11 protein-coding genes and 10 tRNA genes are annotated in these 14,926 nt (G+C 68.9%); 3 read left to right on the top strand and 18 right to left on the bottom strand.

What is annotated here, in order from left to right; all coding sequences use genetic code 11:
- Positions 1 to 151: 151 nt before the first annotated feature.
- Together F6W97_RS06905 and F6W97_RS06900 are read left to right on the top strand one after the other, a co-directional pair.
- Positions 152 to 1,438: an MFS transporter gene (locus tag F6W97_RS06905; protein ID WP_230686461.1), complete on the top strand. Its 1,287-nt coding sequence runs from the start codon at positions 152 to 154 to the stop codon at positions 1,436 to 1,438.
- A gap of 115 nt (positions 1,439 to 1,553) precedes the next feature.
- Entirely contained in the window at positions 1,554 to 2,411 is an 858-nt protein-coding gene (locus tag F6W97_RS06900) for a PIG-L deacetylase family protein (protein ID WP_155369268.1), read from the top strand.
- A 6-nt stretch (positions 2,412 to 2,417) separates the two neighbouring features.
- Here F6W97_RS06900 and F6W97_RS06895 read toward each other — a convergent pair whose 3' ends face one another.
- The 12 genes from F6W97_RS06895 to F6W97_RS06840 all read right to left on the bottom strand — a co-directional run bounded on the left by F6W97_RS06895 (position 2,418) and on the right by F6W97_RS06840 (position 7,560).
- Positions 2,418 to 3,353: a threonine/serine dehydratase gene (locus F6W97_RS06895; protein WP_155369267.1), complete on the bottom strand. Its 936-nt coding sequence runs from the start codon at positions 3,351 to 3,353 to the stop codon at positions 2,418 to 2,420.
- A 73-nt stretch (positions 3,354 to 3,426) separates the two neighbouring features.
- Positions 3,427 to 3,500, bottom strand: a tRNA-Cys gene (locus F6W97_RS06890).
- 7 nt (positions 3,501 to 3,507) lie between these two features.
- Positions 3,508 to 3,590, bottom strand: a tRNA-Tyr gene (locus tag F6W97_RS06885).
- A gap of 19 nt (positions 3,591 to 3,609) precedes the next feature.
- A tRNA-Glu gene (locus F6W97_RS06880) sits at positions 3,610 to 3,683 on the bottom strand.
- 10 nt (positions 3,684 to 3,693) lie between these two features.
- A tRNA-Pro gene (locus tag F6W97_RS06875) sits at positions 3,694 to 3,770 on the bottom strand.
- Between the two features lie 12 nt (positions 3,771 to 3,782).
- Positions 3,783 to 3,856: transfer RNA gene (locus tag F6W97_RS06870), tRNA-Arg, on the bottom strand.
- Positions 3,857 to 3,867: 11 nt separating this feature from the next.
- Positions 3,868 to 3,940, bottom strand: a tRNA-Ala gene (locus tag F6W97_RS06865).
- A 67-nt stretch (positions 3,941 to 4,007) separates the two neighbouring features.
- A complete protein-coding gene (locus F6W97_RS06860) occupies positions 4,008 to 4,451 on the bottom strand; it encodes an HNH endonuclease (RefSeq protein WP_155369266.1) in 444 nt (147 codons plus the stop codon).
- A 32-nt stretch (positions 4,452 to 4,483) separates the two neighbouring features.
- Positions 4,484 to 4,557 (bottom strand) — tRNA-Gly (locus tag F6W97_RS06855).
- Between the two features lie 17 nt (positions 4,558 to 4,574).
- Positions 4,575 to 4,645: transfer RNA gene (locus F6W97_RS06850), tRNA-Glu, on the bottom strand.
- 471 nt (positions 4,646 to 5,116) lie between these two features.
- Positions 5,117 to 7,087 (bottom strand): cell wall-binding repeat-containing protein, encoded by a 1,971-nt coding sequence (locus F6W97_RS06845; RefSeq protein WP_155369265.1) that lies wholly within the window; start codon positions 7,085 to 7,087, stop codon positions 5,117 to 5,119.
- 203 nt (positions 7,088 to 7,290) lie between these two features.
- Positions 7,291 to 7,560: a hypothetical protein gene (locus F6W97_RS06840; protein WP_155369264.1), complete on the bottom strand. Its 270-nt coding sequence runs from the start codon at positions 7,558 to 7,560 to the stop codon at positions 7,291 to 7,293.
- 31 nt (positions 7,561 to 7,591) lie between these two features.
- Between F6W97_RS06840 and F6W97_RS06835 the strand changes: the two genes are divergently transcribed.
- The gene (locus F6W97_RS06835) at positions 7,592 to 8,422 is read left to right on the top strand and encodes a PIG-L deacetylase family protein (protein WP_155369263.1); all 831 of its coding nucleotides are present in this window, start codon (positions 7,592 to 7,594) and stop codon (positions 8,420 to 8,422) included.
- 372 nt (positions 8,423 to 8,794) lie between these two features.
- On the opposite strand, the gene F6W97_RS06830 is transcribed toward F6W97_RS06835, so the two are convergent.
- From F6W97_RS06830 to gyrB, 6 genes are all read right to left on the bottom strand, one after another.
- A tRNA-Ala gene (locus tag F6W97_RS06830) sits at positions 8,795 to 8,870 on the bottom strand.
- Positions 8,871 to 8,895: 25 nt separating this feature from the next.
- The gene (locus F6W97_RS40495) at positions 8,896 to 9,024 is read right to left on the bottom strand and encodes a DLW-39 family protein (protein ID WP_230686460.1); all 129 of its coding nucleotides are present in this window, start codon (positions 9,022 to 9,024) and stop codon (positions 8,896 to 8,898) included.
- Positions 9,025 to 9,047: 23 nt separating this feature from the next.
- Positions 9,048 to 9,121 (bottom strand) — tRNA-Ile (locus tag F6W97_RS06825).
- 242 nt (positions 9,122 to 9,363) lie between these two features.
- Complete coding sequence (locus F6W97_RS06820; protein ID WP_155369262.1) at positions 9,364 to 10,149, bottom strand: DUF3566 domain-containing protein; 786 nt, start codon at positions 10,147 to 10,149, stop codon at positions 9,364 to 9,366.
- 3 nt (positions 10,150 to 10,152) lie between these two features.
- Positions 10,153 to 12,645 (bottom strand): DNA gyrase subunit A, encoded by a 2,493-nt coding sequence (gyrA, locus tag F6W97_RS06815; RefSeq protein ID WP_155369261.1) that lies wholly within the window; start codon positions 12,643 to 12,645, stop codon positions 10,153 to 10,155.
- A 133-nt stretch (positions 12,646 to 12,778) separates the two neighbouring features.
- Positions 12,779 to 14,737, bottom strand: coding sequence for a DNA topoisomerase (ATP-hydrolyzing) subunit B (gene gyrB, locus F6W97_RS06810; RefSeq protein ID WP_230686459.1), 1,959 nt, complete (start codon positions 14,735 to 14,737; stop codon positions 12,779 to 12,781).
- Positions 14,738 to 14,926: the final 189 nt, after the last annotated feature.

The raw sequence follows: 14,926 nt of genomic DNA, 5'->3' as shown, positions 1-14,926 counted from the left end.
GGCAGGTGAGGTGTTCCTGCCGTGATGACGTTCTGCAAGATGCGTGCTCCGCGGCGAAGGTTGCCGCGGTCCCCCGAATCTTTTTCGCGCAGCGGTTGTGTGGGTCACCAGCCCTGGCCCGCAGATCGTTTGCTCGGCTAAGGTTCTGCCCGTGAGCGAGGTAGCCGAGAAGCAGGCCGAACCAGGAGCGGCCGTTCCCGCGCAGCGTCGCCGGTTCTTCATGGACACCCGGCCGCTGCGGCACCGACCGTACCGGCGGCTCTGGACCTCGACCATCGTGACCGCCCTGGGCAGCCAGCTGACCGCGGTCGCGGTGCCCAAGCAGATCTACGACATGACCGGCTCCTCGGTCTGGGTCGGCATCGCCAGCATCGCCGGGCTCGCCCCGCTGATCATCTTCGCGCTGTGGGGCGGCGCGATCGCGGACACCGTCGACCGCCGCCGGATGCTGCTGTTCACGAACTCGGGCATCGCCCTGCTGTGCGTGGCCTTCTGGCTGCAGGCGGCGCTGGACGTGCGGTCCATCCCGCTGCTGCTGGTACTGGTCGCGGTGCAGCAGGCGCTGTTCGGCATGAACATGCCGGCCCGCACCGCCTCGGTCGCCCGGCTGGTGCCCGCCGCGGAGCTGCCCGCCGCCGGAGCGCTCAACTCGACCGTGATGCAGGGCGGGCAGATCGCCGGCCCGATGCTGGCCGGAGCCCTGATCCCGCTGCTCGGACTGCCCCTGCTGTACCTGTTCGACGCCATCGCGCTGTGCGCCGCGCTGTACGCCGTGTGGCGGCTGCCGTCGCTGCCCCCGCTGTCCGGCGTCGCCCGCCGGGCCGGGCTCGGCGACATCCTGGCGGGCTTCCGCTACCTGGCCACCCACCGGCTGCTCATGGTCTCCATGGCCGCAGACGTCGTCGCCATGGTCTTCGGCATGCCGCGAGCGCTGTTCCCGCAGCTCGCCGACACCGCTTTTCCCGGCGTGAACGAGAACTTCGCGCTCGGCATGCTCTACGCCGCGGTGCCGATCGGCGCCCTGCTGGGCGGCCTGCTGTCGGGCGTCTTCTCGCACGTACGCCGGCACGGCCTGATGGTGGTCATCGCGGTCTGCGCCTGGGGTGCGGCCATCGCCGGCTTCGGCATGAGCAGCTCACTGTGGCTGGCCGTGGTGTTCCTCGGCCTCGCCGGCGTCGCCGACATGGTCTCCATGGTGTTCCGCGGCGCGATCCTGCAGGCCGCGGCGACCGACGAGATGCGCGGCCGGATGCAGGGCATGCACACCGTCGTGGTGGCGGGCGGGCCCCGGCTGGCGGACCTGCTGCACGGGGTCGCGGTGCCGGTGGCCGGCGCGAGCGCCGCGGTGGCGGGCGGCGGCGTGCTCGTGATCGTCGCGATGACCGCGCTCGCCCTGGCCGTGCCCGCCTTCCTGCGCTACCGCGGCCCGGCCCGCTGACGAGGGAGTCTGAACACCTATTAAGGTGGTCCGACCGGAGCTGGGCTGGTCCGGGCGCGGCCGTCCGGCCCGCCGGGGCAGCGGTTCCGCCCACCCCCTCGGAACGGAACAGCACATGCGCGTCACCCGGCGAAACAAGATCCTCCTGTCGGTGCTGGCAGCTGTGCTGGTCCTGCCGGCGGTCACGGTCTTCGGCCTCAACCGGTACGTCAACGACACCTCGGTGCCGTTGACCGACAGCCTTTTCCCGGAAAGCGCGCCGAAGCGGCTGCTCGCGGTCTTCGCGCACCCCGACGACGAGATCACCGTGGCGGGCTCGCTGCGCCGGATGAGCGAGGAGGCCGACGCCGAGATCACCATCGCGTACCTCACCCGCGGCGAGGCGGCGGATGTGCCCAAGGTGTCGCTGTCCGATCTCGCGGAGCGTCGTACGGCCGAGGCGGACAACGCCGGCAAGGTGCTCGGGGCGGACAATGTCGAGCTGTTCGACTTCCGCGACAGCGGGCTGCCCGCTGCCGACGCCGCCAAGGCGCAGCAGACCATCTCGAACCTGATCGACGAGTACCGGCCCAGCGTCGTGATCAGCTTCGATGACCGGGTCGGCTTCTACGGCCACCCGGACCACGCGCAGGTCGGGGTCTGGGTCAAGACCGTGCTGAACAACCGGCGGCACGCGCCCGACTTCCCGGTCAAGCACTTCTACCAGGCCACCCTGCCCGAGTCGATGATCTCGGTGGCGAAGGACCTGTCCCCCACCTTCCGCGACATGTACCCGACCGACCCGGCGCAGGGCCTACCGGAGCCGACGGTCGCCATGACCATCGACAGCGTGGCGAGCGAGAAGCGCGCCGCCCTGGACGCCCACGTCAGCCAGGTCACCGTCCTGCAGGCGGTCCAGCCGGCCTACGACAAACTCCCGTCCTGGATCTACTTCCGCATCCTCAGCCGCGAATACTTCACCCAGGTCTTCTGACCGGGGTCAGAGGTCGGCGGGGTCGGTGTTGGCGCCGCAGGCGATGACGACGACGCGCTCGCCGTCGGCAGGGCGGTAGGCGCCGCCGCTGAGGGCGGCCAGAGCGGCGGCGGCACCGTGTTCGAGCACGATGCGCCGGTCGGCCCACAGCGCGCGCCGCGCGGCCACGATGTCGGCGTCGCTCACCAGCACGCTGCGCACACCGTCGCGCCTCGCGACCGCGTACGCGATGTCGCCGACGCGGCGCGCGCCCAGCGAGTCGGCCGCGACCCCGGACACCGCGACATCCACCGGCTGTCCGGCGGACAGCGCCGCATGCAGGCTCGGTGCGAGTTCGGGCTCGACGCCGACCACCCGGGCCTGGCCCGCCAGCGCCGTCGCGATCCCGGCCATCAACCCGCCGCCGCCGACCGCGACCAGCACCGTGTCGAAACCGCCGGGGATGTCGGCCAGCAGCTCCAGCCCGATGGTCCCGGCCCCGGCGACCATCTCCGCCTGGTCGTACGCATGGCAGTAGACCGCTCCCGTGTCGGCGGCATGCTTCACAGCGGCCTCGTACGCCATCGCGTACTCGGTGCCGTGCTGCTCCACCCGGGCACCGAGGCCGCGCAGCTTGTCGACTTTGAACGCCGGGGCCGTCGCCGGCACGAAGATCGTCGCCGGGACTCCACAGGTGCGGGCCGCGTACGCGACCGCCAGCCCTGCGTTGCCGCCCGATGCGGCGACGACGCCCACCGCCGGATCCAGCTCGCCGGCCTGCTGCGCCGCGAGCACCCGGTTGAGCGCACCACGCGCCTTGAAACTGCCGGTGTGCTGCATGTACTCGCACTTGAGCCAGGTCGTGCCGAACAGGCCGCCCGGCTCGACAGGCGCCAGCGGCGTACGCCGGAAACGCCCGGCGATGCGGGCTGCCGCATCGGCCACATCGACTTTTGTGATCATTAGAGCCGCCCGGTCGTTGCCACCCCCGCACGATAACCGAGCGACGGGAACCCACAGTGGATGACGTAGTCAGAGGCCTCGCCGGGAGTCGAACCCGAGTTCATCCGTTTTGCAGACGGAGCGCCCCACCCGGAACGCCACGAAGCCGTGAAAGTGCGGATGGAGAGATTCGAACTCTCTGCGCGCAGGGCACCCGGGTTACAGCCGGGCCCGACTCTCCAACGTCGGCGCATCCGCGTGGTGTTGCTTTTTCGAGCAGCGCGGACGGGATTCGAACCCGCAACACTCCCGCTTGAAAGGCGGGTGACTCTTCCGTTCGTCCACCGCGCCGTGGACTTGCTGGTCGGGATGGCCGGATTCGAACCGACGACCTCTGCACCCCCAGTGCAGCGCGCTACCTGGCTGCGCCACATCCCGTGCTGTACCGCGTGCCCTGAGCAGGATTCGAACCTGCAACCCCCGGCTTCGTAGACCGGTGCGCTGTCCAGTTGCGCCATCAGGGCGGGTGGAACCGTGGACCCAGCCGGAGTCGAACCGGCCGCCTCCGCTTTGCAAGAGCGGCGCTCTACCAGATGAGCTATGGGCCCTTGTGCAGGCTGCGGACCCCCATCCGCAGCCCGGCGAGCTGCGGGCCCCGTGGTCCCGCAGCTCGCGTCAGCGCTTGGCCAGCACCGTCCAGGACGGCGCCGACGGGTGGAACCGCAGCGGCATCCGCGCCTCGGCGGGCGTACGGTCACCCTTGCGCTGGTTGCAGCCGCCACAGGCGGCCACCGTGTTGAGCCAGCTGTTGCGCCCGCCCCGGGAGCTGGGCAGGACATGGTCGATGGTGTACGCCGGGCCGCCGCAGTAGGCGCACCGGTGCTGGTCACGGGCGAGCACGCCGCGCCGCGACCAGGCCGGCCCGCCGTTGTAGCGCCAGCGGGTCACCACGTAGCTGACCAGCCGCACCACCTTGGGCATCGGCCACACACCGATGGCCTGATCGGGCTCCGCCTCGTGCACCACCGCGACCTGCCGCCACAGCATGCGCAGGGCGTGACGCAGGCTGACCCGGTGGAGCGGGCCGAGGTCGGCGTTGAGGACGAGTACTGCGTTCATCGGGTCACCTCCTGGGAATGCTGTGATGGATGTGGAGCGGTAGCCGGGAGTCGAACCCGGATCTCTGCCATGGCGAGGCAGCGCACTGCCGTTGTGCGACAACCGCGAGCTTCCTTCATTGCGTAGTCGATGCGGGACTCGAACCCGCTTTCCCGCGTCGAGAGCGCGGAGGCCTACCCATAGCCGAATCGACCGCTGCGCCGCTGCATGCGACGCGCTTTCTGATAAGTCATCCACTGTGGAGTTCTCAAGGTGCGACACCACCGGCCGGAGCCGGGGCTTCACGCTGTCTTCGCTGCTCGGTCATGCCGTAAAACGAGAACGCCGCCCGCTTCCGAGTCCGGAGGCGGGCGGCGTCAGCCGCTTGTCATGGTGCTTGCTCAGCACCATCCGCCTCGTCCGGGGACGAGTTCCCAGCCATAACGCCCACCGCGTCGGGCGGCGGCGGGCATGGTCTTCTCGACGCACGGCGTCAGCCGGTGCATCGCGTTCGAGAAGGCGCTCATGTCTGTCTCCGGTCCGTATTCCTGCGGTGTCGTTCTTGGTGTGGGCATACCGTATTGGCGACCGTGTCGGCGAGGCAACCTCATTTTCCGGTCGCGCAAAACGATGATGGGCCCGGCTCCCTGCGGAGCCGGACCCATCAGTGATCAGTTGATCTGTGCTCAGTGCTGGTCGCGGGTCGGGAGCTCGCCCGCGGCCGCCTTGATCTCAGCCGTGCTGCGCAGGTTGCCGTTCGCCGCGGCGGACGGGTTCAGGCTGCGCATGGCCAGCGCGTTGATCGCGGCCGGGTTGCTCGACTGCGTGTAGTTGTTCGCGCTGATCCAGGTACCGATCTGGGTCGCGACGGTGTTGCTCACGACGCCGACGTCACCGAACACGTAACCCGTGTCGATCGAACCGCTGCTGACGTCGAGGTGCCACGCGGTTTCGATGTTCAGGTTGTTGCCCGGGGTCAGCAGCAGCGGACCGTTGAGCGTCGCCATCATCGCGCCACCGGCCAGAGCGTCCGGCCAGTTCGTGCCGACCGCGACACCGGCGACCCGCGAGCCGGCGAAGAAGACCTGGCCGACGTACAGCGCGGTCTCGTAACGGCTGTCGCCGTTCAGCTCCATGAGCACGGACTGGTAGGCGGGGACCGACGACATGGCCTGGACGGCCTGGCCGCCGATGCCGAAGATCTCGGTGGGAGCCGACGAGTCAGCCAGCGCCGCGTCCACGTACGCCTTGGTGTCCGCCGGCAGAACGCCGTCGTTGGTCAGCACGACCACAGCCGAGCGGTTGCTGCCGGGCATGTTGTACGAACCGGCGGCGGCACCCGCGGCGAGCGCGTCCGGGAAGTTCTTACCGGTCGCGGCGAGCACGTAGTCCGGGTCCGGCGTGATCGCCTCAGCGATCTTGACCGAAGTCGAGTACCGGTTGGCGCCGCCCAGACGGGTCACGTTGTAACCCAGGCTCTTGATCTGGGCCTCGGTCGAGGCCGACACGGCGCCGACGTCACCCAGGATGTAGACCATCTTGCCCGTGCCGGGACCCAGCACGCGGATGATCTCGGCCTTGGTGTCCACGTTGAACACGGTCGGCGGGGTCATCAGCAGCGGACCCTGCTTGGCCGCGGCCAGCGCCGAACCACCCAGCGCGTCGGCGAAGTTGTCGGAGCGCGACAGCGTCACCGACTGGGCGGCACCGTCCGCCCACAGCGACTTCGACACCGACACGGCGGTGCCGAACCGGTTCGCGCCGGCGAGCCGGACCACCTTGTTCTGCTTGCCCGGCCGGTACGCGGGGATCCCGGTGATACCGGCGCTGGTGGCGGTGCCACCCGCGGCCGGAACGGTCTTCACCGAGCCGCTGTTGCTGAAGGCCAGCGTCTGGCCGTTGGGCGACCAGGTCGGGTTGTCGTCCGACCCGGAGGTGGTGATCTGGAGGAACTCGTCGTCCGCGGTGTCCGACACCTCGTTGATCGTCAGCACCCAGATGTTGCCGGCACGAACGAACGCGACCTTGGTGCCGTCAGGCGAGAAGGCCGGGTTCGCCGCGTTGGCGATGAGGGAGATCTGCTGCTCAGCAGCAGTGTCGCCGAGGGTGAAGTCGTGCAGGACCACCGCGTTGGCGCCCCGCTGGTACACGAGCCGGCCGTCGAGAGCGCCGTCCGGGTTCGTGTATTCGGCGCCGTCGTCCGGCGTGATCTGCCAGGGGGTCCAGCCGTAGGACGAGGTGTCGCCCATGATGCGGTGCACGCCGCCGGAGTCCCGCTCGGCCCAGGCGACCGAACCGGCACCCCGCCAGGTCACCTGACGCCGCTCCACGGAGGGTTCCGCGTCCTCGACGTACCAGATGTCGGTGTCGTCGTCGAACCGCATGGTCGCGATTTCGCCCTGGTGGCTGGCGAACACCGCGCGGCTGCCGTCCGGCGACCAGGCGACGCTGTCGACGCCGCTGACGTACTCGTTCGAGGGCGTGAAGGTGCCGCCGCCCTGGACAGTGATGCTGTACCCGGAGGCAGCGGTCAGCACGCTGCCGGTGCCCGGGTAGCTGGCGTTGGCTGAGGTCGCCGGCAGGCCGAGCGCGGTGAGCGCGCCGACGGCCAGCACCGAGGCAGCAGCCATCGGTTTTTTGAGGGGTCGTGCAGACAAGGGGGAACTCCCTTTGATGTGCGCCGAACCAGTCCCACGTAGCAGCCGGTCTAATCGGCTCCAGGGCGGCGCAGGTCCTGACTCTAGAATCAACTGTCAACTTTTTGCTACCGGTGATTCGGATGATTTCCGATGACACGTTCGCCGAGACGGTGTGAAAACAGGCCATCGCCCGGCGGACGGTTCTGACGCCGGGCCGACGCTCAGCCGTCCGCGTTCTGGTCGGTCGTGGTTCTGCGCGAGCGCCGGACGAAGAGCGCGCCGCCCAGGCCCAGCAGGGCGAGCACCACGACGGCCACGCCGATGCCGATCGGTCCGCGGCTGCTGGACGACTGCGGAACCAGTGCCACCGGTCGTTCGGCCGTAACCGGCGCGCCGCCGTCGCCGAGGCCGCCAACCTCACCATGGCGCCTGCGGCGTACCTGCTCGCGGACGCGGGGCGGCGCGGGTGGGGGTGCGGCGGTTACGCTCACGATCCTCCCCTGACGTACTGGAGCTGACCCCGTGAACCGCCGTACCCTCATGCGCACCGGCGCCGTGCTCGGCGTCGCTTCCGCGCTGGCCCTGCCGCGCGCGGCCTCGGCCTCGGCCGCCACCGCCCCGCCGATACTGTTCGTGGCCGCCCACCCTGATGACGAGACCCTGGCCATGAGCGTCGCCATCGCGGAGGCTTGCGCGGCCGGGCGTGACGTGCACGTGCTGCTACTGACCGACGGTGAGCGCTCCGGCGCGCTGGCGGTGCTCAACGGCACCGTGCTGTCCCCCTGGTGGGGCAGCCTGCACCGGCCCGCCGTGGAGGGCTACGCCCCGTTCACGGCCGCGACCATGGCCGCGGCCCGCGTCACCGAGGCGCGCAACGCCGTCGCCGCGCTGTCGTCCGGGCTGCCCGGCCGGCTCACGCTGCACCGGGCGCTGCTGCCCGACGGCGCGGTGACAGTGGCTGCCGCGCGGCTCGCCGTGCTGTCCGCGGCCGACCGGATCGCGCCGGGCGCGCCCGTGGCGCTGCGCGTGCACAGCGACGTGTTCGACTACCACCGCGACCACGTCGCCGCCGGGGCGGCCTGCCGCGCACTGCGGCTTTCCAGCCCTGGACGGTTCGGCGACCTGCGCTACTACGTGGAGCCGCCCGATTGGATGGACACCCGCCTCGGCCGCGTCCGCCGCACCTGGGACACCCCGGCCACGCCCGACATCGCAGCCCGCGCCACCGCGGCCTACCGGGCGTACGGCACATGGGCCCCGGCCGCGGGCACCTTCGCCATCGGCTACCACTCGGTGTACGCCACGCACTTCGTGCCGCTTCTGGCCAACCCGCGGTGCATGTCGCACGTCTGACTCAGTTGCCTTCCCAGATGTCGGTGCAGGTCGGCTGGTCGGACGCAGATACGACGGTCAGCAGCCCGCCGCAGAGCGGGCCGGGCTGGACTGGCTCCGGCTACACGACCTGCGGCATGCCTTCGCAACGTTCTTGCTCCACGACGGGCAGGACGGCGGACCGTGATGGACCTACTCGGCCACTCCACGATCCGGCTCACGGCCGACACCTACGGCCACGTCCTGCCCGCAAGAGCACGCGACGCAGCGGACGGCATCGATCGAATCATGGGCGAGGCAGGGAAGGCGAGAAGAAGCCCCAATAGGTGGATCCAAAAACTCTAGGCTGTACCGGTGGCTGCAGTGCAGCCGTCGATACAGCCTAGTTTTTCCTGGTGGAGCCTAGGAGAATCGAACTCCTAACCCCCGCCTTGCAAAGGCGGTGCTCTGCCAATTGAGCTAAGGCCCCGAGGGACGGGCTCGGCCCGTCTGACTCAGCGGAGATCCGGTGCGGTGGTGGCCTCGTGCCACAGTTCCCGCTCGTCGTTGGCCGCCTTGAGCTTCTTGGCGACCAGTGCGACCGCCACGCCGACTCCGGCGACGATCAGCAACTTCTTCCACATGATGAGCACCTTACGCTCGGGAGTGGGGCTAGCTGGAATCGAACCAGCGACCTCAGAGTTATCAGCTCTGCGCTCTAACCGACTGAGCTATAGCCCCGCGCGACAACGAACCTTACCGCACCGCTGACGCCACTTCCAAACCGGTATCCCCTCCCCGCGTGGCGTGTCCCGACCCGGTCGCCGGCGGAAAGCGAAGATCGCCGTTTGAGGTCGGAACCTGCGTGCTCACCTCAGGTTCTGAACTCAAACGGCGATCTTGGAAGCGGCGCCCGCGCGGGGTGCGGGCACACCTCAGCGGTCCGTGGGCGAACCGCGGACCGCTGTGGGTGTGGCGTGAGGTCAGTCCCGCTCGGCGAGCGTGATCTCGACGCCGCCGACCAGGTCGGCACAGACGTTGTAGATGAACGCGCCCAGGGTCATCAGCGCGGTGAACAGCACCACGTTGATCGCGCCCAGGATGGCCGATGTCCCGATCACCGCGCTGGCGCTGATGCGGAAGTCGCCCGCGCTGCCGTTCGAGGCGAACAGGTCGGCCAGGGTCGTGTTCAGCGAGGTGAACACGCCCATCGCGTCCAGCGCCAGGTACAGCACCGAGGTGGCGACCACGATGACGACCAGGAGCACGAAGGACACGGCGAAGGAGAACTTCATGACCGACCACGGGTCGATGCGCTTGATGCTCAGCCGGGCCCGGCGCGGGCCGCGCGAGGCGGCCGAGCCGGCGCTGGTCCGCGCCGCACGCACGGCTTCGGTGACACGCACCGCACCGGCGCTGGCACTGCTGACCACCGAGCGCAGCGTCGAGGAGCCCGCCGCGGCCCGCCCGGTGGCCGTCGCCGGCCGCTCGGAGGTCGCGATGGCGCCCGTAGGCTCCGAATCCGGGACGGGCATGCCCGCCGGCCGGGTGAAGGTGCCGGTGGTGGTCGCGGCGGCAGCAGCGGTGCTGCCGGCCGACTCGTCACCCCCGGTCGCGGACCGGGCCGGGGTCGGCTCGGACTGATCAGCGGGGACTGTCGCGCGGCCTACGGCCGCCCGGCCGGTCGACGAGGCGGCGTCGCCGCCGTCCTTCTCGACCGGACTCGCCGGAGCCCCCGCGGTCTCCGACATCGCCTGTGTCTCCGTCATGCACTAGTCCTGTTCGTCCGGCTCATCGGCATTGCGGGCAATGGCGACGAGGGTTACGCCTTCTGGGAGGTCCATCAGCTTGACACCCATTGTGTTCCGATCGCGCGTCCGCCGCACGGGCTTCACCGGAGTTCGGATAACTCCGCCGTTACTCGTGATAGCGAAGAGCTCGTCTTCCGGGCTGATAACGACCGCACCCACCAGTCCGCCACGGCGTTCGGTGATCTTTGCGGTCAGTACGCCCTTTCCGCCCCGGCCCTGGACGGGGTACTCGTCGATCGGGGTGCGCTTGGCATAGCCGCCGTTGGTCGCCACGAGGACGTCCATGCCGTCACGGACCACCTCCATGGCCAGCAGCTCGTCGCCGTCGCCGAAGCGCATGCCGATGACACCCGACGTCGCACGGCCCATGGGGCGCAGCGCGTCGTCGGTGGCGTTGAAGCGGATGGCCTGCGCCTGCTTGCTGACGAGCAGCAGGTCGTCCTCCGCGGCGATCAGCGCTGCGCCGACGAGCTCGTCGTCGTCGCGCAGGTTGATCGCGATGATGCCGCCGCTGCGGTTGGAGTCGAACTCCGCGAGCGAGGTCTTCTTGACCAGTCCGTTCTTCGTGGCCAGCACCAGGTACGGCGCGACCTCGTAGTTCTGGATCTCGATGACCTGGGCGATCTGCTCGTCGGGCTGGAAGGCGAGCAGGTTCGCCACGTGCTGGCCCTTCGCGATGCGCGAGGCCTCGGGGAACTCGTACGCCTTGGCGCGGTACACCCGTCCCTTGTTCGTGAAGAACAGGATCCAGTCGTGCGTGGAGCAGACGAAGAAGTGGCTGACGATGTCGTCCTGGCGCAGCGTGGCCCCGGAGACGCCCTTGCCGCCCCGCTTCTGCGAGCGGTACAGGTCAACCTTTGTCCGTTTGGCGTACCCGGTACGGGTGATGGTCACCACGACGTCCTCGCGCGCGATGAGGTCCTCCATGGAGACCTCGCCGTCGAACGGGATGATCTTCGTGCGCCGGTCGTCGCCCCACTTGGCGACGATCTCGCCGAGCTCGTCGGAGATGATCTTCCGCTGCCGCTCGGGCTTGGCCAGGATGTCCTTGAGGTCGGCGATCTCGAGCTCGATCCGGGCCAGCTCGTCGATGATCTTCTGACGCTCCAGCGCGGCCAGGCGGCGCAGCTGCATGTCGAGGATCGCGGTCGCCTGGATCTCGTCGACGTCGAGCAGCGCCATGAGGCCGGTCTTGGACTCCTCCGCGCTCGGCGCGCGGCGGATGAGGGCGATGACCTCGTCCAGCATGTCCAGCGCCTTGACCAGACCGCGCAGGATGTGGGCCCGCTCCTCGGCCTTGCGCAGCCGGTACGCCGTCCGCCGCTGGATGACCTCCATCTGGTGGCTGACGTAGTACATCAGGAACTGGGCGAGGTTCAGCGTGCGCGGCACGCCGTCGACCAGCGCCAGCATGTTCGCGCCGAAGGTCTCCTGGAGCTGGGTGTGCTTGTAGAGGTTGTTCAGCACCACCTTGGCCACGGCGTCGCGCTTGAGCACGAGCACCAGGCGCATGCCGGTGCGGCCGGACGACTCCTCGCGGATGTCGGCGATGCCGCCCAGCTTGCCCTCCTTGACCAGCTCGGCCACGCGCTCGGCGAGGTTGTCCGGGTTGACCTGGTACGGCAGCTCGGTGACGACGAGGCAGGCGCGCCCCTTCTTGTCCTCCTCGACCTCGACCACGGCCCGCATGCGGATCGAGCCGCGCCCGGTGCGGTACGCCTCCTCGATCGTGCCGGTGCCGACGATCAGACCGCGGGTCGGGAAGTCCGGGCCCTTGACGATCTGCAGCGCGGCTTCCAGGACCTCGGCCTCGTCGGCCTCCGGGTTGTCCAGGCACCACTGCACGGCCTTGCCGATCTCGCGCAGGTTGTGCGGCGGGATCTTGGTGGCCATGCCGACGGCGATGCCTTCGGAGCCGTTGACCAGCAGGTTCGGGAACCGGGCCGGCAGGATCGTCGGCTCCTGGTTGCGCCCGTCGTAGTTCGGGATGAAGTCGACGGTGTCCTCGTCGATGTCGCGCAGCAGCTCCATCGCGAGCGGGAACAGCCGGCACTCGGTGTACCGCATGGCGGCGGCGGGGTCGTTGCCCGGCGAGCCGAAGTTGCCGTTGCCGTCGATCAGCGGGTAGCGCAGCGACCACGGCTGCGCCATGCGCACCAGGGAGTCGTAGATCGCGGTGTCGCCGTGCGGGTGGTAGTTACCCATGACCTCGCCGACGACGCGGGCGCACTTGAAGTAGCCGCGGTCGGGGCGGAAGCCGCCGTCGTACATCGCGTAAAGGATCTTGCGGTGTACCGGCTTGAGGCCGTCGCGCACGTCCGGCAGCGCCCGGCCGACGATGACGCTCATGGCGTAGTCGAGGTACGAGCGCTGCATCTCCACCTCGAGCCCGACGGGCTCGATGCGGCCGTGCACGCCGACCTCTTCCGGCTGAGTGTCAGGAGTCTCGCTCACTGTTTAAAACTCTTTTCCTGCGTATGGAGCTGAGGAAGCTGTGGATAACGCTGTGGATCAGGGCCCGACCTGTGGATAAACAGTTCGTCTATCCACAGGTCGGCACGTTCCAGGACTAGTTGCCCAGCCTCGACTAGATGTCGAGGAAGCGGACATCCTTCGCATTGCGCTGGATGAACGAGCGGCGTGCCTCAACGTCCTCGCCCATCAGCACGCTGAAGAGTTCGTCTGCGGTTGCCGCGTCGTCCAAGGTCACCTGACGCAGTGTCCGGGTACCCGGGTTCATCGTGGTCTCCCACAGCTCCGGGTAGTTCATCTCACCCAGACCCTTGAACCGCTGGATGTCGTCCGGCTTGGCGTTCGGCTTGGTCTCCTGACGCAGCCGGATCAGGCCGTCGCGCTCCCGGTCGGAGTACGCGTACTGCGCGTCGTCGCCCTTCTTGTTCCACTTGATCTTGAACAGGGGCGGCGACGCGAGGTACACGTGCCCCAGCTCGACCAGCGGGCGCATGAAGCGGAACAGCAGCGTCAGCAGCAGCGTCTGGATGTGCTGGCCGTCGACGTCCGCGTCGGCCATCAGCACGACCTTGTGGTAGCGCAGCTTCTCGATGTCGAAGTCGTCGTGGATGCCGGTGCCCAGCGCGGTGATCAGCGCCTGGACCTCGTTGTTGCGCAGCACCTTGTCGATGCGCGCCTTCTCCACGTTCAGGATCTTGCCGCGGATCGGCAGGATGGCCTGCACCCGGGGGTCGCGGCCCTGCTTGGCCGAGCCGCCGGCCGAGTCGCCCTCGACGATGAACAGCTCGCACATCTTCGGGTCGGTGGACTGGCAGTCGGCCAGCTTGCCCGGCATCGAGCCGGACTCCAGCAGCGACTTGCGCCGGGCCAGCTTGCGCGCCTGCGCGGCGGCGATGCGAGCACGGGCGGCCTGCGAGGCCTTCGTGATGATCATCTTGGCGTCGGCGGGATTGCGCTCCAGCCAGTCCGCCAGCCACTCGTTGCAGGCCTTCTGCACGAAGCTCTTGACCTCGGTGTTGCCCAGCTTCGTCTTGGTCTGGCCCTCGAACTGCGGGTTGGCCAGCTTCACCGAGATGATCGCGGCGAGACCCTCGCGGATGTCCTCACCCGAGAGCTTCTCGTCGCCCTTGAGGATCTTCTTGTCGGCGCCGTACTTGTTGATGATGGTCGTCAGCGCCGCCCGGAAGCCCTCCTCGTGCGTGCCGCCCTCGTGGGTGTTGATCGTGTTCGCGAAGGTGTAGACCGACTCGCCGTAGGACTCGTTCCACTGCATCGCGATCTCGAGCGACATGTTCTCGCCCTCGGCGTCGAACTCGACCACCGACTTGTGAATGGGGCTCTTGGTGTTGTTCAGGTGCCGCACGAAGTCGGCGATGCCGCCCTTGTAGCAGAACGTCACCTCGCGGACCTCGGCGTCCTCGCCGTCGGAGGCCAGCGCGCGCTCGTCGCGCAGCGCGATGGTCAGGCCCCGGTTGAGGAACGCCATCTCCTGCACGCGGCGGTAGATGGTCTCGAAGTTGAACTCGACCGTCTCGAAGATGTTCGGGTCCGGGTAGAAGGTGGTGGTCGTGCCGGTGCGGTTGGTCGGCTCGCCCTTCTCCAGCGGTCCGGGCTTGGAGTGGTCGTAGCGCTGACGCCAGACGAACCCGTCCTTGTGGATCTCCAGGTCGATGCGCGTCGACAGGGCGTTCACCACGGAGATGCCGACGCCGTGCAGACCGCCGGAGACCGCGTACGCCTTGCCGTCGAACTTGCCGCCCGCGTGCAGCACGGTCATCACGACCTCGACGGTCGGCCGCTTCTCCACGGGGTGGATGTCGACCGGGATGCCGCGGCCGTTATCGGAGACCCGCACCCCGCCGTCGGCCGTCAGCGTGATGGAGATGAGGTCACACACCCCGGCGAGCGCCTCGTCGACGGAGTTGTCGACCACCTCCCACACGAGGTGGTGCAGGCCCCGCTCACCGGTGGAGCCGATGTACATGCCGGGACGCTTGCGAACCGCGTCCAGGCCCTCGAGAACGGTGATCGAGGAACCCGTGTACTCACTGTTCTGCTGCTTCGGCGTTGCCACTCTCAATCCCTCCTCCGCCGCCCGAGGCGACGGGGACGACAACCAAGTCCTGCCTGCCGCGTCCGTATACCCACGCACCCGGGACAGGCTTCGCCGGGATCGGCATACGCGGGACGGGGGTGACACACGGCGCAACGCAGGGCGGACCTGCGGTGTGCGGGACAACCCACCGGTGTCGCGTACACGGTC

It is taken from the genome of Catellatospora vulcania (assembly GCF_009720385.1).
GTDB lineage: Bacteria > Actinomycetota > Actinomycetes > Mycobacteriales > Micromonosporaceae > Catellatospora > Catellatospora vulcania.
The sequence above is the reverse complement of the archived record's forward strand: the minus strand, read 5'-3'. Positions and strand labels throughout refer to the sequence as shown.